Source organism: Nostoc sp. DedQUE12b (genome assembly GCF_034530835.1).
Classification (GTDB): domain Bacteria; phylum Cyanobacteriota; class Cyanobacteriia; order Cyanobacteriales; family Nostocaceae; genus Nostoc.
Map to the genome: position 1 here is coordinate 1 of NZ_JAVRCI010000024.1, position 23,245 is coordinate 23,245.

Genomic DNA, 23,245 nt, shown 5'->3' on the forward strand with positions numbered 1-23,245 from the left:
TTGTTGATCTAGCTGCCGCAGTTGTTGATCTAGCTGCCGCAGTTGTTGATCTAGCTGCCGCACTTACTGATCTAGCTCCCGCACCTGACTTATCGCGGTATCTGGAAAACCTCACTTCTATTTTTCTCTTCCTTTAAGGCTACGGTGTACACACAAGTCTGAAATAGCTGATTAACCAAGGTTTTACCCCACCCTAACCCTCCCCTTATAAAGGGGAGGGAACTAGATTTCCGGTCTCCCCCCTTTATAAGCTACGGTGTACACACAAGTCTGGAGTCGTTTACGAATCTGGTTTTTACCCCACCCTAACCCTCCCCTTGCAAAGGGGAGGGAATTAGATTTCCGGCTTCCCCCTTTGCAAGCTACGGTGTACACACAAGTTATCGAATTACTACCAGTTCTCGAATTACCCCACCCTAACCCTCCCCGTATGTATTGGGGAGGGAACCGGATTTTTCTTGTTTCCCCCCTTTACAAGGGGGGACTAAGGGGGGTAATTCAACTTGTATGTACACCGTAGCCCTTTGCAAGGGGGGATTGAGGGGGGTAATTCGACTTGTGTGTACACCGTAGCCCTTTATAAGGGGGGAGTAAGGGGGGTAATTGTTCATATACGCCGATTTATAACCTAAATTCTTTGGCTTGTGCCAAAATCGGATTGATATCAAACCACGAACCATCTTCATTTCGGTATTCAAATACAAACATACTGCGGAGCAAAAGTTCGTATCTTTCATGACCTCTTAAATTTTTCTCTTGCGCTACCTCACGCAGTAATTCCCATTCATCGGGCGTAATTGCCAAAGTTAGCTCATTGCGGCGTTGTTTAATCACCCTATCCACACACTCCCGCGATAAAGGTGGGTCTTCTTGCTGAAGACAACGAAACAATAACATCAACAAGTTACGCAAATGACCACCGCTAACTCGGCAAAGTCGCTCTAAAGTATCAGGACTATCAAAAACCTCAGTAATTAAATGCTGGCTTTGTTCCCAACTAACACCAGGAAAAGCCCTCGCCATAACCATTTGTTGCAGCAGTACAATTCCCTGTGAGAATTGCGAACCATCTTGTAATTCCACAGGAACCATCGGCAAAACCTTGGGGTCTACGCCAAAGCGATTTGTTAACCTTCCTAAAGCGTTGGAAAAAATCAACACTAAGGGAATGGTATAAACAACATGACAATTTAGCTGGTTTAACTGTTCGCCCCGTTCCACAAAGAGATATTCTGGCTGATAATGACCGGAAGGTTTTTGAGAATTATCCACTCTGTCGAGATTATCTATAATTACTACTAGTCCTTTTTTACGCTGCTGCTTGAGTTTTTCTCTAGCAGGCTTGAGCAATTCTTTGTTAATTGATTCTAAAATGCCGTTGGTACGCGGTTCTAAATATTGCCGTAACTGAGAGCGAAGTTTGGGACTATCTTTAGTTTTGGCGGTAATTTTAGCAATACCTACAGATAATTCAGCCTCAACGCCTATATCTAGCGGCGTTTGTAAAAACTCAGAAATTTCCGTAAACAAATTTTTAAAGTATCCTGGTTTGAGGTTAATTTTTATTGCTTCCAGACTTTGACTAACCTCACGAGCTACTGCTAATAAAATATCTGTAACATCAATATCAGCCATATCCAGGCTTTGGCTAGACTCGAAATAAACCACATGAAATCCCTGCTGCTCTAACTCTGCCTTTAGCCGCAGTAATTCAGTGGATTTGCCACAACCGATATGTCCGGTAAACAATTGACAAGTAGGCTGCTCAGGTGAAAGGTGGGTGATAGTTCGCCCAAGTTCTTCAATAATCTTGGCACCACGCACTTTAGAGAAATCAATATAATATTGTCTATCCTCCGGTTTGCTCACGACCAGAGTTTTACTGGGGTTGCAAGCTTGAAAAAACCTGACTAAATCTAGTTTCATTACAAATTACCCGAAATCAGCTTAACGCTCTTGCCCATTTCAGTGATTATACAGACGATAAAGCCGCTATTTCGGAAAAAACTTCTTCAGATTTAGTGATTATTTTTGTCTTAAAGGTTCAACGATGAAGCTTAGAGGTTTGACGATGATGCTCAAAGGTTCAAGTTTCAGTATCTAAGGGTGAAACTTGAGCTTTCCAATGTTCAGGTGGTTGAAGATTTTCCGGTAGGATGATTGTGCGATCGCCAGAAGAATGAGTTTAATTTGGTCTACTAATTTTTAATTGCAATTGTGAATTATATCGTAGGTAGGCATTGTTCAAGATGCTAAAACTTCACTGAGGATAACAACAGGTAAACCAGGAACATTACGAAAGCCTTTATCGTTGGTAAGAAATTGGTTAGAATTAACAGATAAAGCTGTTGTAGCATGAATAGCATCGGGTGTTTTGAGGTTACTTGTAGCCCGAAGATTAGCAGATTGTTGCAGTATTGATTGACTAATAGGAATTAACTGCACTTGAGATGATAATAATAGTTCTTCATAGTCTGCTACTAAAGAATTATTGCCATTACGTAATGGAACAACTAAAACCTCCATTAATATTAGTTCACTACTGATGATTTGAATGTCTCCTGTATAAAACTTCAACCATAGTTGTTGCAGAAGAGAGTAATAATCAGGGTTGCCTTCAATAGTATAAATAGCCACCGAAGTATCTATATAAATAGAGCCATTTGTTGGAAGTATTAGCTGTCCCATGATAAGCGTTCTTCTTGTAGTTGTCTGTCTATATCCTCAGCAGTTCGAGAAGGATGTCTCCTACGGCTTTCTTCTATAATGTCCAGTACAGAACGATGTTTGGGTTCAGCTTTTTCTGGTAAAATCACAAATACATCAACGCTATCGCCTATTTCAGCTTCTGGAATTTCAATTTCTATTTTGTTTCCTGGTAAAACTTTGGTTGTGATACGTAAAGCTGATTGCATGGTTTTTTCTCAACGTTGATTAATACTGTAGGCAAGATTGTTCTCTTCTATATTCTCCTACAATTCATAGAGAATAGCAGTACTCTCATCTATTTCTATTTTTTGTTTTTCGCTAAATAAATAAACAATCCAATAAATAAAGTTAGAACTATAAACAAATTTTTCGGTGTGTCTGTGTTGTTATCAGACATAACTTTGATCTGGTTAATCTCCAGAATTATTACGGAGACTTTTAGTAAAAACTATAGCATTAAATAAAACTGGTAGAATGCGCCTAAATAACTAATGATGCTGCGATCGCTTAACCCAATTGCCGCCAATGTGCCGGTGCTTCGATATAATCAGGTAGGCGAGTGGTGCGATCGCCAACTGCCTCTCTAATCTGATGTAACTCTAAGTTTTTTGCTCCTGTCAAAATTGTCCCTTCCAATTTGACATCATTGAGATTAGCTTGTGACAAGTTAGCTCCCATGAGGTTTGCCTGAGTCAGGTTAGCTTGATAAAAGGTTGCCCTATAAAGGTTCGCTCCAATCAGATTAGCCTGATATAGGTCAGCTTCTGTTAAGCTAGCTTCTGAGAGGTTGGCAAAATATACTTCTGTTTGATGGAGTTTAGCTGCATTCAAATTAGCTCCAGAAAGGTTAGCTCCATTTAAGTTCGCTCCACAGAGGTTAGCACCAATCAAACCCGTTTGGTGCAGGTTGGCTTTACCCAATTTTGCTCCTTGCAAGTTAGCTAAAAACAACTTTGCTCCAGAGACGTTAGCAACTTTTAAAGTCGCTTGTTGCAAGTTAGCTTTATAAAGATTCGCTCCCTGTAAGTTAGCAGCCCGCAGACTTGCACCAGACAGGTTGGCTGAACGCAGGTTTGCTCCAGAGAGGTCAGTGCGATTCAGGTTAGCCCAACAAAGGTTGGCTCCATATAAACTAGCTTTTAGTAATTTGGTTTCATAAAGAATCGACCTAATGAGTTTAGCGCCGCTAAGGTCACATCCACTCAAGTCAGCCCCACGTAAATCAGCCCCACTCAAGTCAGCCCCACGCAAGTCTGCTTGTTGCAGGTTAGTTTTTAGCAGGTCTGCTTGTCTAATGTCGGTGTTACGTAAATCAAGTTTCTGATCTTTTGGGTCTTCGAGTAAATTACGCCTGCCGATAACAGTCAGGGCTGCTTGAATATCGGTGCGTATTTTGGGGAATTCTTCATGGAGATTTTGATCTACCTGCGGTGTCGGACGCGACCCACCTCTACGCCGACTTGAGTAAATTGCTGCTTGATATTCTGGCTTTTGTTGCTTGCCTTTTATGTGCTGGATGGGTGCATTCTCTCGCACAAAGGCAGTGAGAATTTCCATAATTGTCCAGTGTTCTTGAGGAAAATCCTGAGCAACCCTTTCTAAAGCATAAATTGCGCCTGTCCGGGTTTCAACCTTTTCATGGCCAAGCTGGGCAATTGCGCCCATAAAGCGTTCTGCAATCAATCTGTCTTGATTGAGTTTGGCATTTTGCAGGCCAATTTCTAAGTTTTTCTCAGATGCGATCGCACTCTTCTGCATCGCTTGGGCACGCCTTGCTGCATAATAAGTATTAAACATTGCTGCCGATGCGAGAAAAACTATTGCAGTAGTTGTTAAAGCTTGGTTTCTATACTGGATTTTTTCTTGAATTGACAATTCTTTAATATTGGACAAGGCAAAGAAAATTACAGTCAACGAGCAGCCAAATATGGCTGTTAAAGTTATCAACCAATTCAAAAGAGCGTCTGTCTTTTTAGAAGACATGGTAAAAATTTTCCTTACAACCTAGAATTATTACTTAGATGTTGAGGAAAAATAGTATAGCATTTAGCAGAAATTTATAACAGGTGTCAAAACACTCATTGAACTAGGGAATTATATCTAATATAATTTTACGTCACACATTAAGAAACGCTTGCGCTACAAAAATTACGAATTACGCTGAAAATAGAGAATCATGAGAGACGCAATTAGTTATGTCTCTACTAAAGAGTAGGGAAAAATTTTCAATAAGTAATCAAGCGGATATGATATTACTCAGAGAATTTGGTTTCTCTGAGGTTTGCTTTATCAAGTATGGTGTTATAGAGAATTGCTCCATGCAAGCTAGCTAGATATAAACTGGCACGATGCAGGTTAGCTTCAGAAAGGTTAGCTTTCTCTAGATTAGCTGCACTGAGGATTGCTCCTTCTAAGTTCGCTAGATATAAATTAGCTCCTTCTAGATTAGCTGCACTAAGTATTGCCCCCGCTAAATTAGCTTCTTTAAGATTAGCCCCAGCTAGATTAGCTTGATAGAGATTTATCTGTTGTAGATTCGCCCCATTCAAGTTTGCTCCTCTGATATCCGTGAAGCTCAAATCAAGTTGCTCATTTACTGGATCTTTGTTTGCATCTCTTCTAGCAATAACAGTCAGCGCGGCTTGAATATCTAAACGAATTTTTGTTGACAGGTGGCTCGTTACTTCCTCTTGGGGCATATAAGGAGCATTTTTTCGTACAAAACTAGTAAGAATATCTACGATCGTCCAATGGTACTGTGGATAGGTATAAGCAATTTGTTCTAAATCATTAATTACAGCTAGACTGATTTCTAGAGTGTTATTTTCTAGCTGTTCGCTTGCTATTCTGAAACGTCGTTTTAGCGACTGATGCTGATTTTGTTTAACTTGTTTCTGGGAAACAGGTATCCGCAGGAACATTTGGGATAGCTGGATGTGACTTTTTGATAAAATGTTTTTCATGGTATTAAAGACATTAATAATTAACGAAAATAAATTTTAATATCTAATTTTTATTGAATAAATTATTTACGTCTGCTATTGTTTCATACATATTTAGTCCTGAAATATTTTTATGTAATCAACAAAATGGAAAATATAACTTCTAAGTAAGTAAACATAAGCATACCTACTCTTGGCATTCCCAATAATCAGTTGTATTCACTAGTCTTTCTTCTTCACGGACAATTAACTATCGTCATAATAATTCTGATTTATTGATAATCATTCATTAACTAAAGATGACTATTAGAACCCAACAAAATATACAACCAATACTTAAAAATCTGGTATTAATTGGTGGCGGTCACAGCCATGCTATTGTTATAAAAATGTTCGGTATCAAACCGTTAACAGGAGTACGTTTGATACTGATTACCACAGCATCAGAGACAGCCTACTCTGGGATGTTACCAGGACATATTGCCGGATTTTACAGCCACAATGAATGTCATATTGACTTGCAACCCTTGGCGAACTTTGCTCAAGTACAATTGTATATTGACACAGTAGTTGCCCTTGACTTAAAAAATAACAAAGTTCTTTGTGATAACGGACTTGCGGTAGATTTTGATGTGCTGTCTATTGATATTGGCAGCACTCCGGCCATACTGTCTGTATCAGGTGCGGCAGAATATGCGATCGCTGCTAAACCAGTATCGCAGTTATTAGAACATTGGTATGAACTAATTGAAACCGTAGGTAAAAATCCTCAAGAACCAATTAGGATTGCGATCGTCGGTGGTGGCGCTGGCGGTGTAGAATTAGCGCTATCGATGCAATCTCGTTTACATCGGATTTTGGATGATCGACAATCTATTCAAAACATAGAAATTCATTTATTCCAGCGCGGACAAGAACTGATGCCCAATTATCATCAATCAGTGCGGCATCAACTTCAGCAAATTTTAACTGACCAAGGGATTAAGTTACATCTGGGAGAATCTGTGTGTAAAATTGCACCTAAAGCCCATAATGAAGCTAAAGAAGTATTTGAAATTAAATGTGAATCTGGTTTGACAGTGGAGTGCAACAAGATTTTCTGGGTAACACAAGCATCAGCACCCGAATGGTTAAAGAACGCTGGACTAGGAACTGATGAGCAAGGTTTTATTTTGGTAGAAGATACGTTGCAATCTCAAACGCACCCGCAGGTATTTGCATCTGGTGACATTGCCACGATGGTAAATCATCCACGTCCAAAAGCTGGGGTATTTGCTGTCAGACAAGGCAAACCTTTGTTTGAGAATTTGCAGCGAATTTTATTAGATAAGTCGCTCAAACCTTATAAGCCACAAAAACAATATTTGAGTTTAATTGGTACAGGAGACAAACGAGCGATCGCAACACGAGGCACTTTTACTTTACCACCCCACAAACTCTTGTGGCATTACAAAGATTGGATTGACCGTCGCTTCATGGAACGCTTTCGCTTTGAAGAAACAAAGGAGTAGAAAGTGGGGAAGAAGCAGGGGACTGGAGGGAGAATAAAATTACCTCTTTCCCCTCTGCCTCTTTCCAATAGACCTGCCTTGAAAATAGAGGCTGAAACAACGCAAAATCGTTCCAAGATCATTTTCATTGTTCCTTGTGAGCGTAGCTCATGGAGTCTCTTGCAAAAGTAATTTTTGCACTCTTGTGGGAAAAAGGGAAAGGTTAAAGGGAAAAGGTTTTTTATTGTTCCTTTCCCCTTTCCCCCTTACCCTTTTCCCTACTTTTGCAAGAAGTCTAATGACAAATGACAAATGACAAATCCCCTCATCTAAGCTGTTCAATTAGCTCAATAATTTGTTGGTAATACTGAATATTCCCTTCTTGGTAATATAAGTCTGCGGATTTCTGAAAATCTTTAATTGCTCCCTGAGAGTCTCCCAAATTCCGGTAGACATCTGCCCGAAGGATGTAAGCTGAAGCCCAATTAGGTTGACGCTGTAAGGCTTGGTTTAAGTCTGCAAGCGCTCCTGGTAAGTCTCCCAACAAAGAACGGCTACGACCTCGATTGTACCAGTCTTCGGCAAAGCTGGGGTCGATCGCGATCGCTCGACTGTAATCTTCTATTGCCCCTTGATAATCTTCTAGGGCATAGCGAGCATTAGCGCGATCGCTGTAAAATGCAGCTGATTGGGGATTTATTTGCAAAGCTTGGGTGTAATCTGCGATCGCACTTTCATAAGCTTCTAAAGCATAATGGGTGGAACCTCGGTTGTAATATGCTTCAATTAAATCAGGATTAATTTTTAATGCTTGGTTATAATCTGCGATCGCTCCTTGTTCATCTCCTAAAAGACGACGAGCATTTCCCCGATTGCAATACGCTTGAGAAAAATCAGGAACAAGCTCTATGGCTTGAGTGTTATCATCAATTGCACCCTGTAAATCTTGCAGGGCTTCACGAGCAATACTCCGACCATAATAAGCTGCGGCTAAGTTATCATTAATTTGCAATGCTCGATCGTAATCTTTAATTGCACCTTTATAATCTCCTATAGAACGACGAGCCGCCGCGCGATCACAATATCCTTCTGCTAAATTAGGATTGAGTTGTAATAGGCGATTGCTATCTTCAATTGCACCTTGATAATCTCCTAATCGCCGACGAGCATTAGCGCGAAAGCCATATACTAAAGCGAGAGTCGGGTTTTCTTGTAAAGCTCGATCGTAATCTGCGATCGCACCCTCATAATCCTCAAGAGTACTACGAACCAGACCACGCTCACAATAGGCTTGCACATCATCAGGATTCAGCTTTAATGCTTGGTTAAAGTCTTCAATTGCTTCCTGATAGTTTTTGAGGTGAGCAAGCACAAGACCTCGATTATAATATGCTCCGGCAAAGTTGGGATTGATTTTTAGGGCGCGGTTGTAATCTGCGATCGCACTTTGATAATCTGCTAAAGCGTAGTGAGCATTACCTCGGTTATGATAAGCCTCTGCCAAATTAGGATCTAATTGTAATGCCTGGTTATGGTCAGCGATCGCTTCTTGATAATTGCCTAAAATATGGTGGATGTTACCGCGATTGCTGTAAGCTGCGGCAAAATGGGGATGCCATTGTAAAGCTTGCTGAAAATCTGCGATTGCTCCTTGATGATCGCCACGTTCAAAACGAGTTACGCCGCGATTATGATAAGCGTTAGCAATATCAATATTGATATTATCAGCTAATTGGGTACTCATTTCGATTGTTTGGATATAGTCTGCGATCGCTTTGTCGTAGTTTTCCAAAGCAAAGTAGGCATTCCCCCGGCTGTGGTAAGATTGCGCTAGATTGGGATCGATTTGTAATGCTACGTTATGATCTGCGATCGCTCCTTCATAATCGGCTAAAAAGTAACGAGCATTAGCGCGGTTATAATAGGCTGTGGCAAAACTAGGATTAATTTCGATGGCGCGATTAAAGTTAGCGATCGCAGTGCGATAATCTTTGAGACCACTTAAAATCAGCCCTCGATTATGGTAAGCTTCGGCATAGTCAGGATTTAACTTGATTGCTTGGGTGTAAGCTGCGATCGCTGCTTGATAGTCACCTTGCAAATTTTGGTTTAATCCTTGGTTAAAAAAATCTTCCGCATTCATATAATAATTTTTTGGCTTTATAAAGAGCGCTAGATTTTCACCCAGCACTCTTAATTTACTTACTATTTTTGACCTTGATTAACTCTCCTTTCCAATTCAGCTTCAGCCTCTTCAATCGACATTAGTCTTGGATTTGGATTAGCCGCGTGCAAACGGTCAACATACGCATGAAAAGCTTCAGTCTTTTCAGGGTTTTGCAATACATAAGCTCGTAATTCAGCATCCGTCATATTTGCAAAATTGGGCTGTGTCATTTTGTAACCACCTCCCCGTTAGGATAAATCTCTATCTCTATTGTCTCTCCAACCAACATTACTATGCGTTTTGTCCTTTCGTCCATTCGCACCAGATTTATTGGTCGCAGCAAATTGGTCATCCTTACTGACATTCGATAAAAGGATTTCAACTGCTCTGGCGTTGGCTCCATTTCACCTTGTTTATTATTCAGAATTTACTCAACTCATTTATCTTAGAGTTTTTGGGGTTCCGTATTTTCTCATAACTCAATTGGTATTACTATATCGTTGATAACGGAAGAGTAGGCATAGACACCATCTGATTAGACTTTCCAGACTTCGTTTGCATAATTTCAAACTTCCAATCAGAAGAATAATCAGGCAATTCATAACCAACACTTTTAACATGAACCAACATCAACTCATCTCGTTGATGCCAAACAGCAAATATTTTCTCTCTGCCATCATATAGTGTTTTTAAATCAATTTGATAAACCTCATTGACTCGCTTCAGCTTCAACCCCAATAAATTTAATAGTCGGCTGAGTATTTTTATTGCCGAAACCTGTTCTTTCTCCCCAACCAAATTAATCCCAAGCGCTCTTTTAATATGCTTATTATGTTGAAACGCGACATTTTTCAGCAATATCAAATCTGGATCGTTTTCAACAAACTCTCGTTTTTCTTCAATAAACTGAAGCATCCCTAAAGCTCTCATAGCCTCAACTTTGAGCGTGTAAGTTTTTAAATCTGGGAGAAAAACTTTTCCTTCACCCCAAGACAATTGCTGATGCCATTCTTGCTCGTCTCTAATGTGAAAATACTCGCTCTCGTGAGTTAAATAATAGTGAATTAATAGTTGACGATAGTATCCTTGTTCATCCTGCAACTTCAGCCAAGGAGTAATTTCTACACCATATCTTTGTCTAAGAATATATTTGTTAATTTGGTTGCGTTCTCCATCCGTTAGAGAATACTTAACTAACATCTGCTCATATTCTACATAATCGATATCTTTAGCATTAGCGACAGCAGTTGCTACCGATAGTTGATTTTGCTGCTTAATATCTTTAATTTTACGTTTAATTTCTTTAGCCTTTTGACGACTTTGTGCCCAATCTTTTTGAACTTTAACAATTTCTAAAATTAACCTTTTGCGGGTAACTAAATCATCGGCATCGGTTGCTAAAAAGGCTAGGCGTAAATCTCGAATAATATTATTGTGAACCGCATTACTCCGCACCTGAATTTGATGCCCATCAGCAATCAAACCATCTTGCATCGATTGTCTATAGAGGCGAATAGAAGCATTTACCCTTGCAGATAACTTCGCCCAAGTTCGCAAATGAATCGGGTCATAAACTAAGGGTAAATCCACATCTATTTTATGTAGGGGACTCAGCAAAGCTAAGTTTTCTTTTTGATTTTCTTGATACCAATCAGATAACAAGCGATAATTTGTACTCCCACTACCAATTAAACCAATACCTCGTTTAGCACACCAGACAACACGCGGTACATCATCCCTGACTCTTGCTAACGCTTGTCTTGCTTCCGAGTCAGGAATTACCCCTTGAAAAATGCCATAAACACGATCGAAATGTTGGACATCAATACTAATTCCTGTACCAAGACTAGGGGTAACAAAAACGCCGTCATATTCAGATATTTTTTGATTGATTGCTGCAATAAAATCAACTGCTGCGTGACCAGGTGTATTTGTTGTGTGACTACTAACCACCAGAGTTTTAGGAAATTGTCGCCGTAATTTTTGTAGCCTTTCTTTCAAATAACGTTCAATTGTTTCACAACTATAACGCCCAGCCCGACTATCGGTAGTAACATAACATTTACGTCCAGCAAGTAAATCCAATTCTAGTTGGTGAATTAGCGGTGTTGGATTCGGTGAATCATAAAAAGTTATGTCCCAACCTTGCTGAGGCTTCCACTGATTGAGAACTACCCAAGGTGTTAATTTAATTCCTGCCAATCCCTGTAAATATTCAAGTGAAACATCTGATAAATCAGCATCTTGAGCAATTACTAACCCCCCACTTGTTAAAACTGTTGCAATGAGTTGCTGGAATAACTTTAATATTTTTACCCGTTTATGCTTACAAGTATTACTGTTTAACAGATGCCATAAAGATTGCTCTACTTCATCTAAAATTACTATTGCTCCCCGCCAATGTTCTGGGTTAAGTTTCCAAATTGAATCAACGCACAAGCCGAAAGATTGCTGAGGGAATAGAGAGCGCAGTATGGGAGGAGCAGGGGTAAGTGTTTTATTAATCTTTTTCTCACCATCTTCTTTATGTGTTCCCCATTGAATACCAATTTTTTCACACAAGAATCGTCCAAGTAGGATTCTGTGAGTAATTAACAAAACAGGTTGGTTTCGACTTTTTGCTTGTTGAACAACGCCTTGCAATGCCGTAGTTTTCCCCGTTCCTTTCGCTGATTTGACTCCTACTAATCCAGAGGTGGGAAAAGGTATTTCATCTATATAAGGACGGTTGAAGGTAAGTGCCGCAGGAATGCTTAACTCGGTGTGGGGTTTGGTTTGAGCAAGATAAATTTCTAAATCAACACTTTGGCGATAAACTTTCTCAAAACTATTTGCACCCTTAGCAACAATAAACTCATCAACCCCTTTTTCTATACCCGGAAGTTCGATGACTTTTACAGGGCAATTTTTTTGCTGAAATAAACAGCCAAGTTGAGAAATAGCATTATTTACAGCAGCAATTGTCTTGGGTTGAGTTTCAAAATCAAAACAAATGTAAAAGCTGCGCTTTGTAATTGCAAACGCGGCTAAATCGGGAATTAGCTGACGACGGGTAACTTTACCAAATTCATCTTTCACAACCCGATAACCACTGGTAATTCCGGGAATAGCAATGGCTACATATCCTTGCGTCAACAATGTGGCTGCTTTTTTTACACCTTCGCAGATGATGAGGGGGATGTTCTGTTGCATTACCCATTGCCAAAAGCCCCCAGCCTCCCCATCAGGAGTAATGGTGATATTATTAGGCATGACCAAATTGTAACGCCCAGCGACTTGCTGCCACACTTGCAACGTTACCCGCAAACAAAACACCCGCGTTGGTGTGCTGGGAGGATGCTCGTACTTGATGGACTTGCCATTGTGATTTTGTCGGGGTTGGTTTGGCTTAAAGCATCCCCATTCCATCATTTGCCAATTATTTAGAGGGTCTAGTCCCGAACACCACCAACCACCTTCTGTGATGTGAGCGTAACGCTGCAACCAACTACTTTTCACCATTCCGGTATTGGTGCGGGGGAGTAGCTCAGAAATCAACAGGTACTCATAAGCAGTTACACCTTGGAGCGACCTAAAATTCAGCTGCACTAAGTGTAAGTCTATACCACTACTCTTGACTAATTCTTCAAGGTGTTGGGGGTGTAAATAGTGCAGATGCATAGGGAAAGGCTCGAAAGTTAAGACAATGAGATTAAAACAGTAACATGCATCTGCTTTTTTTTAATACGCGAGATTGCGAGGCTTTTATAATGCTTTTTTTACTTCGTTGCCGGAGACACATCGGTTAAAGCTGTAGTGGGTTATTCTGCCTATTAGATCCCCGAAGTAATAATTTTGTATTGTGATATTTGTTCGCTTTTAATTTTTATTTATCAGTAAATTTCTGCGTTAAGGAATGCGATCGCTACATGACATCGCTATGAGGTAATATCTTCATATACTTCAGCAAAAGCTTTACACTGAGCATCGACTCCATACCACGCCCGTAACCTCTCTGAATGAATAAATACAAAACGCTCACTCTACATAACCCTTAAACTCCGCTCCAAAGGTTTGAGATAGTCTTGAGTATTAATTTTTCTTTGCGATCGCAGCTAATACAGATACCTCAACGTAAAACTTTTACTCCAGTAGCACGGTAACTTCTTAAGCTGATTGGAGGTAAAATAAACAACAACTTTTAAAATTAAGTTCAATCTGCTTTATAAACCCTTTGCTTTTAATTGCGAATGTAGGAAATATGGCTTTGTACTTTTTCATTTTTCCGTGTGTTTGTTTCATCACTGGCTATTTTTTATTCAAAAATAGAAATAATGAAATCTCACATTTAGTAACTGTATTTGCAGCTATCAGCCTGATTTTGGGTTTAATGTTGGCTCCTTGGCAAATTTTACTTCTACTGTTAACTCTTATTCTTATCAGTACAAGCTACGAGTATTATACAAGCAAAGTAGTCAGCAGGGAAACACAATATACACAACAGCCAGTTCCCAAATCGGAACCAGATTATCACTTAATCTATCGTGGAGCTTCCTATCGTCATGGCCTCAACCCCCAATTAGATCGAGAAACCACACCATCAGTAACTCATAAGTTGAGCTTTCGAGGATGTACTTATGTTGTTGGCGCCGATCCTAATACCCAATCGACTGGAATTGTCACACCACAAGCAACTCATAAGTTGAGCTTTCGGGGAAGCACCTATTCTATAAATAGAACTACGCACAGAGAAATTAAAAAGCAAGGTAGTTAAAAACTTGGTGCAAGTCTTTGAAAGTTTACATTTTATTGGCTCATACCTTTCAAATCCAAGAGGCGATGTCTACAATGGGCTATGACGATCGCTAATACTACACTACCGATGAGGTACTAGTGCTATTTATGCCAACTTTTGTTATATTACTTGCAATTTAATGTCATTACAGATTTTATACCCAGCAATATGCGATACCAATGGAGAATCTAGTAGCGATCGCACATCCTCGACTATTGCCTACTGAACTCAATGCTGCTTGATTACGCGATCGCTATAAATCATAACCATTTTAAGAAGTACCTAATACATATACTTTGAGAAATGGTATTAATATATGGCTTTGTCAAAATTCCTAGACGAACAAATAATGTTAAAAAATAAGAAAATATTCTGGAAACTACTGTTGACAAAGTTTATTTTTTATATAAGTGGAGTGGAACTTCCTTGGTAAAAGAGATATCTAGTTAGTTTGATTCTTAACTATTCACTCTTTGGGGAGACGGTTAATCTCCAGAAATAGACAACATATTTTTAAGCTATAAAATTATGTGGAAATCAAAGTTAATATTTAAACTTATACTGTCGGCTGCGGCGATCGCCACTAGCGTACAGCTAAATTCAGCGAGTGACTATGCGATTGCTCAAAGTGCATCTTCCAATCCGACTGTGGAATCTAAGCAACAAAATCAAGCTTTAGAAGATGGCAAGGTTGCTATGGCAGGAGTTGGCATAGGAGCCATTGCAGGCTTACTCATTTCTGGTTTATGGTATCAAAAACGTCGCTACCACAAAATCCAGTCACGTGCCAAGATAAACCGCTTTCGTGAAGAGTTTCTCTGCGGCTCTTTAGCAGATTATTATTTATCTAATTCCAAAACCAATTCTTCACCTACAAATTCTCGGAAAACTTTACCAACACCCACTAAAGAAGAATTCCCTACTTCTGAAGAAACTTTAGTAACGCCAACTAAAGAAGAAATATCCGATCCCTCTACTTCTGAAACAAATAATCTTGCAGCACAACCCACGCCAGCCACAGTATCTAATTTATTATCTGACTCCTACCACAAGTTAATCGAGGAAATTGTCAATACAGCCCTCAACAGTCAAATCAGTTCTAAAGAGTATATATATCGCCAATTATTAGAAAATGTGAGTAGTGGTAATGATGAAATCTTTGAACGCTGTTTGAGCGATCGCTTGCATTTCACCCAATCTGAACTACATAAAGTAATAAATTCTCCGAGTTTATTCCAAAAAGAGACTCCTGAGTTAAAGAAAGCTCGTTTAAATCGTACCTTGAAGGCATTACAAAGTATTCAAGAGGAATGGGAAAAATCCAAAAACAAAAACTAAATTAAGCTTCAGTTAACCCAACTGTGCGAGAAATTCTCACGGACTGAAAAGCAAGAAGCTTTTCAGTCTTGTTACAAAACCGAACTAACATTATTAAATTTATTCATGTGGACGGTTATGATTACTTGGCGCAATTGTTAGAAAAATACAGGCGATCGCACTAAGTTTTTGCAATAGATATGAGGTGCGTAGATGCAGTCAGCCCTAAGCATCGTTATTTTTGTAATGTAATAAAAGTAACTAAAATTAACCGTACTTTCATACCTAATTTAAAGCCAACACGGTTCAGTTAAGAAGAATAGTAGTTTGGGTTGAGCGAAAACAAAACCCAACAAAGCCTTGATAATATTAGGTTTTGTTGCTCAATCCAACCACCCTCAGCGTTGATTTCTTTGAAACCGCGATCGCAATTAAATTTATTGGTGCTGCACTAGATTTATATTCTGTTACGTGAAATCATTGCTGAATAGAACGTAAAACTTCTAATTCATTAGGATGAGTTAAAACTTTGCCTAATGGCTCACTGAAATACACAACTTGATAATTCGGTGCAAGTTCTGTTTGCAATTCCTTCCAAAGACTAATTCCTTCTTCTTCAAAAGCCGCTTCAGCCTCTACACTCAAATCTGGTGAGTTAGCAGGATCTTGCCAATTTAATGTTGCATTGTAAGCAGATGCCCATTTTCTTAAATGGCTAATGGTTTCTTGACTGAGGGGCAGTTTTGCTGGATCGATGTTACCAACTTTATCAGCATCTGCCCACCATAAAGGTTCGCACCCATAATCAGCCATTAGTTTTATCTTTACTGCCATAGCTATTCAGGTGAAATTATGGTACAGAGGCGGGATTTGCTCCGACTATATAACCATTATCGCCCACACTCACTGCTATGTATTGTGTTTGTCCATTAAAAATTACTTCATAGATTTCCCGGCGAGGTTCTATTGTTCCTTGATAACCAAGAAACTTTCCTCTTGTCACAGCAGCTATAACAGCATCAGGGATTTCATTCTGAGAGATTCCACGCCTGGCAAAGTCATCTTGATGTTTATTTAAGATGTGTGCTAATCCGCTACCTCTTCTACCAGCTTTTCCCTGCTCTAAAAATACGATTTTGCCATCGGTTTGCTTGGCAATCCGCACAACTTTTTCTGGACTGTGATTAATACCAGCCTGACATAGTGCCGCAAACAATGCTGCTTTGTCATTATTCATATTTAATTTAGTTCTTTTAAATACTTATTGAAAGAAATATATAAAACTTAATATTAAATCTATGATATTTCATAATTTAATTTTTATCACTAAAGTAAAAAATAGGGTAAAGAGTATACATAACTCCTCACCCCTAAATCTTCTCAATTCAACTCTAATCTAAGCCCCGACAGCTTCCTTTGCAGCGTACAATACCTCAGCGTTAATTTCTTTGAAACCGCGATCGCGCGCAAATTTTTCAGTATTACGCTTCACTTTGCCGCGCACAAATCCCGGAATTTTATTCAATTCTGCTTGACCATCTTTTGTCCAATTCAAATCAGAATCAGCAGAAATTCCTCTAGTAATAACTTCTTTGGTATCATGACCGCCAAAGATTTCTAACAGGTGATCTTCCATTCCCAAAGTGAAGGAATTGTAGATCAAATCTGTAATCTGATTTGTACCTTCGTAACCCATAAATGGTTTGTAACCAATAGGGAAGTTTTGGACGTGGATTGGTGCAGCAATTACGCCACAAGGAATATCTAAGCGCTTACCAACATGGCGTTCCATTTGCGTGCCGAAAATAGCAGAGGGTTCGACACGAGCGATCGCATCCCCAATTGCACCATGATCTTCGGAAATTAGCACTTCATCGCAATACTCACTAACCTGTTCGCGGAACCAGTCTGCATCATATTTACAGTAAGTTCCAGCCCAAACAACATGAATCCCCATTTCTCGCGCCAAAATCTTGGTAATGGCGGCGGCGTGGGTATTGTCACCAAAGACTACAGCTTTTTTACCAGTCAAGTTTTGACAGTCAATTGAACGGGAGAACCAAGCAGCTTGAGATACATGGAGGGTTTGCTCATTGATGAAGTCTTCATAGTCAACTTCTGCACCTTGAGCGTTAATTACCTGCTGAATCTTGCGAATACAACGGGCAGTTTCCACTACACCCATTGGAGTAATGTCTATATAAGGTGTGCCAAATTGTTCTTCCAGGTAACGGGCTGTGGTCAAACCGAGTTCGCGGTAAGGCACTAAGTTAAACCAGGCTTGGGACATCTTCTTCAAGTCATTCACCGAAGCACCTTCGGGAATTAAGGTATTTACCTCAATCCCCAAGTCAGCCATTAGTCGTTTGAGTTCGGTGCAGTCGTGGTTGTTGTGGAAACCGAGGGTGGTAGTACCGATAATGTTCACCGAGGGCTTTGCTGTTTTGCCCTCAGCCAATTCGCCTCGCCTCCGAGCTTTTTCAATGTAGTATTGAACGATTTGATCCAAAGTGCGATCGGCGGCTTGCAGTTCGTTGTAGCGGTAGTGGTTCACATCCGCCAGCATTACGTCTCCTTTCGCTTCCAACTGCGCCCGTTCGACAAAGTTGTGCAGATCCTCTTGCAAAATGCTGGAGGTACAGGTGGGAGTTAACACAATCAAATCTGGGTGTTCCTCGGCATCCTTGCGGACGATGTTATCTACCACCTTCTCTTGGGAGCCGCGTGCCAAAACGTTGCGATCGACGACACTGGTTGTCACCGGAGTAAAATCCCTTTCCCGCGATAGCATGGAGCGCATGACGTTAAAGTAGTCATCACCAATGGGAGCGTGCATGATCGCATGAACATTTTTAAAAGAACTAGCGATTCGCAGAGTGCCGATGTGGGCTGGGCCAGCATACATCCAGTAAGCCAATTTCATGTTTGTGTCTCCCTTTTAAACTCAAATAACTAAGTAAATGGGCGTAAAAAATATAAGATAGAGCTTACCATCAACCCCTTTGGTGCGTAGTTTACCGCCGTAGGCATCGCCCAGTGTGCCGTTGGTAGAGAAGGGGAGAGGTTTGGAGAGAGGTATTATCTTTAATTCAGCCCATTTACTTAATAAGTGCTTGATTATTAAATCGTTTCTGATTTTCTCAAACCTGCTGGCTGAAAAAAAATAAGGTTTGTTGCGGGTTTTAAAGGAGGCGATATGGCTGAAACCTATTTACTGCTTGGGATACAGCTATCAATTTCAACAACATTGCTGGTGATTTTGTAAAAAAATCTTAATGTTCAAACAGAATTCAGAATGAGTCCTGTACCCTCCCCGCTATCAGTGGCAAGTCTGAATCCCCACAAAGAGTGATTCTGATTCCTGAATTCTGACTTCTGAATTCTTCTTCAATAATCTCTTATTCCCTAGTCGGTTGCGTTTTTACCTAATTCGTTAAGATGTACACAAGCTCATTTTCACAACAATTATGGTGAAAACACCCTCCCAGCTTTGGACAATTCCTCCTTTGGAAAATGGCGACAAACTCACCCGCTACGAATTTGAGCGTCGCTATAATGCCACCCCTAACCTGAAAAAAGCTGAATTAACCGAAGGAATTGTCTATATTATGCCTGCTGCCCTGCGTTTCCGAAGTCACGGTCAACCGCATGGTTGGATTTTGACATGGCTTGGTACTTACGAAGCTGCAACTCCTGATGTAGCATTGGGAGTTGAACCTACCGTCCGTTTGGACTTAGATAACGAACCTCAACCCGATGCTGTTCTGTTGATTGAACCGGAAGCAGGTGGTCAAACGCGGCTGAGTGAAGATGATTATATTCAAGGTGCCCCAGAGTTAGTTGTGGAAATTGCTGCTAGTAGTACGGCTATCGATCTTCATGGCAAAAAACAGGCTTATCGTCGTAATGGTGTCAAAGAATATATTGTTTGGCAAGTTTTAGACCAAAAATTGACTTGGTTTTCTCTGGAACAGGGTGAATATCTGGAATTAGTACCTAACAATGAAGGCGTTTTGCAAAGTCGGGTATTTCCAGGGTTGTGGTTAGCGGCGACGGAGTTATTAGCAGGTAATATGCAGGGTGTGTTGAAGGTTTTACAAGCAGGTTTGCAGTCTGCTGAACATGGGGATTTTATCCAGAAATTAGGTAGTTATTAACCCCTTCTAAATAGGGAAAATATCTTATACAAATTCTGTAGTATATATAGTTAATTCAGCAGATATTTCAGGATTTTTTGCAACCATCATAATAATTAATGGCTTTCGTTGTTACATCTAGTGTAATAACAAGATTTTAGTCCTAATTTTGTTCGCGTAGCATCTCGTCAGAGAGGACTAAAGTCCTCACTACAAACCATGAAGGTTTTGACGGTAATTATATTATTTGAATCATCCACTTTTTCAAGAGGAAAAATGCTGCTTCACTACATCTAAGCGGGAACAGTTCCAATAATCAATATGGGAAATAATCAAACCATCAGAGTTAAGACCTAATTCACTCCAACCAGGAATAGAGATCCGTGGCTTCCAAGGTAGAGGAGTATTCCAACTGAGTGTCCACTCAGTTTTGATTGTGTCTCCTAAACGTTGAATATTATGTAAGTCCATCTTGGGATTTAAAAACCAAGTTTCGATAAAATTAATCATTGCTTTGTAACGTTTAACACCACGGAATTTATTCATCGGGTCTTGAAAATAAACCTCTGGGGCATAAATGCTGTAAGTTTGATTGACTGGGAATCTTTGATAGTCTTGTTTGAGGATTTCAACGAGATTCATGATAGATAAATATATCTGTAAATTGGTTGAATATGAAAACTGAAAAACTGAAATTAACCCTCATTCCATAAACGTTCTAACTGACGCCGCCAAGCAGTTAAGACTTCTTCTCGTCCTTGTGAAGTTTGATTGATTTCGCCCATCATTCCTTCGGCGTAAAAGCGTTCTAAGCTTTGCATAGTAGCTTGCAGAGATTGTCCTTGCTGTTTTGCTGCCTGAATAATTTGCCGGATACGGCTTTCAATTAGTTGATTAAAGACATTATCTAATCTAGCCTGATGGAGAGATAAAAGTCGGTTGATTGCATTGGATAAATCTGCACTCACTAAAGTTCCGCTGTGATGTTGAAATACCCCCCAAATTACTCTTTCATACAAAGCGTAACGTACTTCCTGAGTGTCATCAAAGTTGGCTTCTAGGAACTGTTCTAAAAATGGTTGGGCTTCTTGAATAGGGAGAATAGGCAGTAAAACTCGCAGCCAAGTATAATCTTCGGAAAGCAGCACCAACAGCCGAAAAGTAGGAGTGTCTACTTGCCATGATCCAGGAGCAGTCGTAGCAACAGCCGATGTGTCAAATAATTCTGTGAGCGTAGCCGCAATTTCTTCAGGTGTCATAACTTTTTATTTATATATAGCCTCTAGATTAGCGCAGAGGTGCATCAACTTATTCACTAGAATGCTTGCTTGTCCAATCTGAAAACGCAGTGGGGGCGCACAGCTAGGTGTACGCCCCCACGAATGAATGTATTCCACTGAATTGAAATATCTGATTTAAATAAGCGAATTGCTCAAAAATACGATACCGATCGCACATAAAGCAAAGCCAGCAAGGCTGATTTTCCAGGATAAAGTTCGGTTTATCTCTCCCATACCCATCCCAACACCAATTTCTCTGGCACTCATAGCAACGGCAAACAGAGTTAAGGCAATACCTAGTATATAGGCAACTACTGATATTGTTCCTGCACTAACAATAGATTCAGCATTAGCGTAACCCTGAAATAAACCAGCACTGATGCCCACCAGAGCAAGCACCAGAAAGTTTAGTTGATTTGGCATCATCAGCATAGTACCAAAAACAATGGTAGAAATGGCGATGGCTGCGCCAACGCTTTCAGCGAACGCTATTTCTGTGCCTGGTAAATCTAACTGAAATATATGAATTACAATGCCCAAAACTGTTGCCAAGACAAAACATCCAGCGATCGCAGCGCCACTAACAAACACAGATGAGAGTAAGCCAATAGCAACAATACCAACTAAACAATTCAAGCTAATTACTGGATCTGCCAATCCCCAAACAAAGGCTTCCCAGCCGTTAGAGATGTTATGGTCAAATGGTGTTCCACTCAATGAACTCAGTAAGCTCATTAAAATTAAAGCTGCGATCGCCCCAAGATGGCGATCCATGAACTTTGAGGTATTAAGTTCCCCCCAAGCACGGGATTCCGATAGTTTAGTCTTGAACATCGCTATATACCAAATTAGTTTTTAGGTAATTTATACTACCCACCTACCCCAAAAAACTAACGTGGTAATTACGCTAGATCGTACTACCTTCATAAAGTTCTGTAAAGCCGCAGTCGTAGAAAAAGCACTGAATACAGCAATTCGAGCAATCTCTTAGCAAATAGATAAAAAACTTTGCAATTAATAAGTGCATATTTTCTTTTTTATAAATTCGCTAATTAAATATAAAAGGTTATTTTTATATTTTTATGACGATGCTATCAACCAAGTTTTTAATGATTTGGGCATCTGTTTCACTTAAACTTTCCAACTCAATTCTGTTGTTTTCTTGTGGGTTACTAGAATCGCAACTATATATACGACGACTCAAGCCTACGGGACTATTCTCGTAAAATGTTGTATAGAATACACACGCTGCGACATACGATCCAATCGGACTAGGGTGGCTTTTATCAGAACTATAAAGGTTTAATTTTAGATTCGCTTCTTGAATTTTTTGCCAAGCTATTCCCACAGGTGCAACTTTAGCTTTCAGTTCTTGAGCAATGTTCATGTAAGCATCAGTTAATATCTGTTGCGTTTCTGGTTGATTTTGCTTTGCCCAAGTCAAGTAAAACACTGTTTGGGAATTCACTCGCTTAATCTCAGCATCAAACAGAGTAGCGTACTTGTACATTTCCTTGGGATTGTTAATTGGTAAAGTACTTTGTTCTTGCAGTACTACGTAGTCCCAGCGTTTCGCTTTCAAAAGCCTGAGTGCTTCACCACGTTTCCAGTGGCTTTTGAGTGTAGCTCCACCAACCACAACCATTTCAGTTTCCAGCGTTTTAGGTTCTTTCGCTGAAGCAGCCAACTGTTGTGTCAACCAAGGAAGATCGTTGAAATATGTATAGCTGTTGCCAATAAATAAAACTCTGATTGCCTGCTGTTCAGCTACTGTAAAAGAGTTTTTTTGAATCTGCCTTTTTAGCATTTTAAACAAGACAATCATCAGAAAGAGGAATAAAGATACATATACTATGTTGGTTATGTTGGTGTTGCTCATCATCCCTGAAACCTTTGTAGTATAACTTATTCTTGGACAAGATTTTTTTGGGAATAGTTCTGGTTATTGATGAGTATATGAAAGTTTTTCCCAAGATATTGCAAATTTTCTCTGCTTCGACTGGTTTGTTGTGAAGGAGGTACAACTTTGCTGGGTGACACTATATGCAATTGATAAATTTCCCTGCGCGGCTAATCTATACTCACTCTGTGCTTTATCTAAATCTTGTAACTGATCATAATTTATTTATGGTGTGAGCCAGAACTGATAAATCAATATGCACGTGTGAAATTATCACGCAGGATTTTTTTATGAACTTTTATAAAAAATTGGCTGGCTCTGCATAAAACTTGTGCGTCCATCGTAAAGTAAACAGGTACTAGCTTGATGAAGATGAATTGTCGTTTACTTGATCTGGCATTGCCTAACCGTTGTTTAGAAACTACTGCTTATTATTCACCAGAAATCTTCTCTTAATCCCAATGAGAAAATCGTGGACAGCAGAATAATGAATAATTGCTTACCCTGAATTTTTGATTAGATACGAAAAA

General features: G+C 39.7%; 20 protein-coding genes. 4 read left to right on the top strand and 16 right to left on the bottom strand.

Annotation, left to right across the window (positions count from 1 at the left end; translation table 11 throughout):
- Positions 1-621 precede the first annotated feature (621 nt).
- From RMY16_RS14335 to RMY16_RS14355, 5 genes are all read right to left on the bottom strand, one after another.
- Positions 622-1,926 (bottom strand): P-loop NTPase fold protein, encoded by a 1,305-nt coding sequence (locus RMY16_RS14335; protein ID WP_322736903.1) that lies wholly within the window; start codon positions 1,924-1,926, stop codon positions 622-624.
- Positions 1,927-2,244: 318 nt separating this feature from the next.
- Entirely contained in the window at positions 2,245-2,688 is a 444-nt protein-coding gene (locus tag RMY16_RS14340) for a type II toxin-antitoxin system VapC family toxin (protein WP_322736904.1), read from the bottom strand.
- Complete coding sequence (locus tag RMY16_RS14345; protein ID WP_100900700.1) at positions 2,676-2,915, bottom strand: hypothetical protein; 240 nt, start codon at positions 2,913-2,915, stop codon at positions 2,676-2,678. Before RMY16_RS14345 ends, RMY16_RS14340 begins: the two co-directional genes overlap by 13 nt.
- A 301-nt stretch (positions 2,916-3,216) precedes the next feature.
- Entirely contained in the window at positions 3,217-4,692 is a 1,476-nt protein-coding gene (locus RMY16_RS14350) for a pentapeptide repeat-containing protein (RefSeq protein WP_322736905.1), read from the bottom strand.
- A gap of 269 nt (positions 4,693-4,961) precedes the next feature.
- On the bottom strand, positions 4,962-5,672 hold the full coding sequence (locus tag RMY16_RS14355) for a pentapeptide repeat-containing protein (RefSeq protein WP_322736906.1): 711 nt from the start codon (positions 5,670-5,672) through the stop codon (positions 4,962-4,964).
- A gap of 278 nt (positions 5,673-5,950) precedes the next feature.
- Here RMY16_RS14355 and RMY16_RS14360 point away from each other — a divergent pair, with 278 nt between their 5' ends.
- Positions 5,951-7,162, top strand: coding sequence for an FAD-dependent oxidoreductase (locus RMY16_RS14360; RefSeq protein ID WP_322736907.1), 1,212 nt, complete (start codon positions 5,951-5,953; stop codon positions 7,160-7,162).
- A gap of 304 nt (positions 7,163-7,466) precedes the next feature.
- Here the strand turns inward: RMY16_RS14360 and RMY16_RS14365 are convergent, their stop codons facing one another.
- The 4 genes from RMY16_RS14365 to RMY16_RS14375 all read right to left on the bottom strand — a co-directional run bounded on the left by RMY16_RS14365 (position 7,467) and on the right by RMY16_RS14375 (position 12,968).
- Positions 7,467-9,284, bottom strand: coding sequence for a tetratricopeptide repeat protein (locus tag RMY16_RS14365; RefSeq protein ID WP_322687981.1), 1,818 nt, complete (start codon positions 9,282-9,284; stop codon positions 7,467-7,469).
- Between the two features lie 62 nt (positions 9,285-9,346).
- The gene (locus RMY16_RS14370) at positions 9,347-9,538 is read right to left on the bottom strand and encodes a DUF6887 family protein (protein WP_322709461.1); all 192 of its coding nucleotides are present in this window, start codon (positions 9,536-9,538) and stop codon (positions 9,347-9,349) included.
- Positions 9,535-9,711, bottom strand: coding sequence for a DUF6888 family protein (locus tag RMY16_RS33035; protein ID WP_416211671.1), 177 nt, complete (start codon positions 9,709-9,711; stop codon positions 9,535-9,537). The genes RMY16_RS14370 and RMY16_RS33035 overlap by 4 nt, the downstream gene beginning before the upstream one ends.
- Positions 9,712-9,800: 89 nt before the next feature.
- Positions 9,801-12,968: a plasmid replication protein, CyRepA1 family gene (locus RMY16_RS14375; protein ID WP_322736908.1), complete on the bottom strand. Its 3,168-nt coding sequence runs from the start codon at positions 12,966-12,968 to the stop codon at positions 9,801-9,803.
- Positions 12,969-13,548: 580 nt separating this feature from the next.
- On the opposite strand from RMY16_RS14375, the gene RMY16_RS14380 reads away from it, so the two are divergent.
- Positions 13,549-14,061: a hypothetical protein gene (locus RMY16_RS14380; RefSeq protein WP_322736909.1), complete on the top strand. Its 513-nt coding sequence runs from the start codon at positions 13,549-13,551 to the stop codon at positions 14,059-14,061.
- 549 nt (positions 14,062-14,610) lie between these two features.
- On the top strand, positions 14,611-15,420 hold the full coding sequence (locus RMY16_RS14385; RefSeq protein WP_322736910.1) for a hypothetical protein: 810 nt from the start codon (positions 14,611-14,613) through the stop codon (positions 15,418-15,420).
- 456 nt (positions 15,421-15,876) lie between these two features.
- On the opposite strand, the gene RMY16_RS14390 is transcribed toward RMY16_RS14385, so the two are convergent.
- The 3 genes from RMY16_RS14390 to bchB all read right to left on the bottom strand — a co-directional run bounded on the left by RMY16_RS14390 (position 15,877) and on the right by bchB (position 18,322).
- The gene (locus tag RMY16_RS14390) at positions 15,877-16,233 is read right to left on the bottom strand and encodes a hypothetical protein (RefSeq protein WP_322736911.1); all 357 of its coding nucleotides are present in this window, start codon (positions 16,231-16,233) and stop codon (positions 15,877-15,879) included.
- Between the two features lie 16 nt (positions 16,234-16,249).
- Complete coding sequence (locus tag RMY16_RS14395; protein ID WP_322736912.1) at positions 16,250-16,636, bottom strand: hypothetical protein; 387 nt, start codon at positions 16,634-16,636, stop codon at positions 16,250-16,252.
- A 159-nt stretch (positions 16,637-16,795) separates the two neighbouring features.
- A complete protein-coding gene (gene bchB / locus RMY16_RS14400) occupies positions 16,796-18,322 on the bottom strand; it encodes a ferredoxin:protochlorophyllide reductase (ATP-dependent) subunit B (RefSeq protein ID WP_322736913.1) in 1,527 nt (508 codons plus the stop codon).
- Positions 18,323-18,866: 544 nt separating this feature from the next.
- Here bchB and RMY16_RS14405 point away from each other — a divergent pair.
- The gene (locus RMY16_RS14405; RefSeq protein WP_322736914.1) at positions 18,867-19,556 is read left to right on the top strand and encodes a Uma2 family endonuclease; all 690 of its coding nucleotides are present in this window, start codon (positions 18,867-18,869) and stop codon (positions 19,554-19,556) included.
- A 243-nt stretch (positions 19,557-19,799) separates the two neighbouring features.
- Here RMY16_RS14405 and RMY16_RS14410 read toward each other — a convergent pair whose 3' ends face one another.
- The 4 genes from RMY16_RS14410 to RMY16_RS14425 all read right to left on the bottom strand — a co-directional run bounded on the left by RMY16_RS14410 (position 19,800) and on the right by RMY16_RS14425 (position 22,622).
- The gene (locus RMY16_RS14410; protein WP_322736915.1) at positions 19,800-20,177 is read right to left on the bottom strand and encodes a DUF2358 domain-containing protein; all 378 of its coding nucleotides are present in this window, start codon (positions 20,175-20,177) and stop codon (positions 19,800-19,802) included.
- A gap of 53 nt (positions 20,178-20,230) precedes the next feature.
- Positions 20,231-20,794, bottom strand: coding sequence for a hypothetical protein (locus RMY16_RS14415; protein ID WP_322736916.1), 564 nt, complete (start codon positions 20,792-20,794; stop codon positions 20,231-20,233).
- A gap of 156 nt (positions 20,795-20,950) precedes the next feature.
- On the bottom strand, positions 20,951-21,649 hold the full coding sequence (locus RMY16_RS14420; RefSeq protein ID WP_322736917.1) for a HupE/UreJ family protein: 699 nt from the start codon (positions 21,647-21,649) through the stop codon (positions 20,951-20,953).
- A 238-nt stretch (positions 21,650-21,887) separates the two neighbouring features.
- Positions 21,888-22,622 (bottom strand): SGNH/GDSL hydrolase family protein, encoded by a 735-nt coding sequence (locus RMY16_RS14425; protein ID WP_322736918.1) that lies wholly within the window; start codon positions 22,620-22,622, stop codon positions 21,888-21,890.
- Positions 22,623-23,245 lie beyond the last annotated feature (623 nt).

Coding starts and splice junctions, on each gene's coding strand:
- RMY16_RS14335 (WP_322736903.1), bottom strand. CDS start 1,926: ATGAAACTAGATTTAGTCAGGTTTTTTCAAGCTTGCAACCCCAGTAAA.
- RMY16_RS14340 (WP_322736904.1), bottom strand. CDS start 2,688: ATGGGACAGCTAATACTTCCAACAAATGGCTCTATTTATATAGATACT.
- RMY16_RS14345 (WP_100900700.1), bottom strand. CDS start 2,915: ATGCAATCAGCTTTACGTATCACAACCAAAGTTTTACCAGGAAACAAA.
- RMY16_RS14350 (WP_322736905.1), bottom strand. CDS start 4,692: ATGTCTTCTAAAAAGACAGACGCTCTTTTGAATTGGTTGATAACTTTA.
- RMY16_RS14355 (WP_322736906.1), bottom strand. CDS start 5,672: ATGAAAAACATTTTATCAAAAAGTCACATCCAGCTATCCCAAATGTTC.
- RMY16_RS14360 (WP_322736907.1), top strand. CDS start 5,951: ATGACTATTAGAACCCAACAAAATATACAACCAATACTTAAAAATCTG.
- RMY16_RS14365 (WP_322687981.1), bottom strand. CDS start 9,284: ATGAATGCGGAAGATTTTTTTAACCAAGGATTAAACCAAAATTTGCAA.
- RMY16_RS14370 (WP_322709461.1), bottom strand. CDS start 9,538: ATGACACAGCCCAATTTTGCAAATATGACGGATGCTGAATTACGAGCT.
- RMY16_RS33035 (WP_416211671.1), bottom strand. CDS start 9,711: ATGGAGCCAACGCCAGAGCAGTTGAAATCCTTTTATCGAATGTCAGTA.
- RMY16_RS14375 (WP_322736908.1), bottom strand. CDS start 12,968: ATGCATCTGCACTATTTACACCCCCAACACCTTGAAGAATTAGTCAAG.
- RMY16_RS14380 (WP_322736909.1), top strand. CDS start 13,549: ATGGCTTTGTACTTTTTCATTTTTCCGTGTGTTTGTTTCATCACTGGC.
- RMY16_RS14385 (WP_322736910.1), top strand. CDS start 14,611: ATGTGGAAATCAAAGTTAATATTTAAACTTATACTGTCGGCTGCGGCG.
- RMY16_RS14390 (WP_322736911.1), bottom strand. CDS start 16,233: ATGGCAGTAAAGATAAAACTAATGGCTGATTATGGGTGCGAACCTTTA.
- RMY16_RS14395 (WP_322736912.1), bottom strand. CDS start 16,636: ATGAATAATGACAAAGCAGCATTGTTTGCGGCACTATGTCAGGCTGGT.
- bchB (WP_322736913.1), bottom strand. CDS start 18,322: ATGAAATTGGCTTACTGGATGTATGCTGGCCCAGCCCACATCGGCACT.
- RMY16_RS14405 (WP_322736914.1), top strand. CDS start 18,867: ATGGTGAAAACACCCTCCCAGCTTTGGACAATTCCTCCTTTGGAAAAT.
- RMY16_RS14410 (WP_322736915.1), bottom strand. CDS start 20,177: ATGAATCTCGTTGAAATCCTCAAACAAGACTATCAAAGATTCCCAGTC.
- RMY16_RS14415 (WP_322736916.1), bottom strand. CDS start 20,794: ATGACACCTGAAGAAATTGCGGCTACGCTCACAGAATTATTTGACACA.
- RMY16_RS14420 (WP_322736917.1), bottom strand. CDS start 21,649: ATGTTCAAGACTAAACTATCGGAATCCCGTGCTTGGGGGGAACTTAAT.
- RMY16_RS14425 (WP_322736918.1), bottom strand. CDS start 22,622: ATGCTAAAAAGGCAGATTCAAAAAAACTCTTTTACAGTAGCTGAACAG.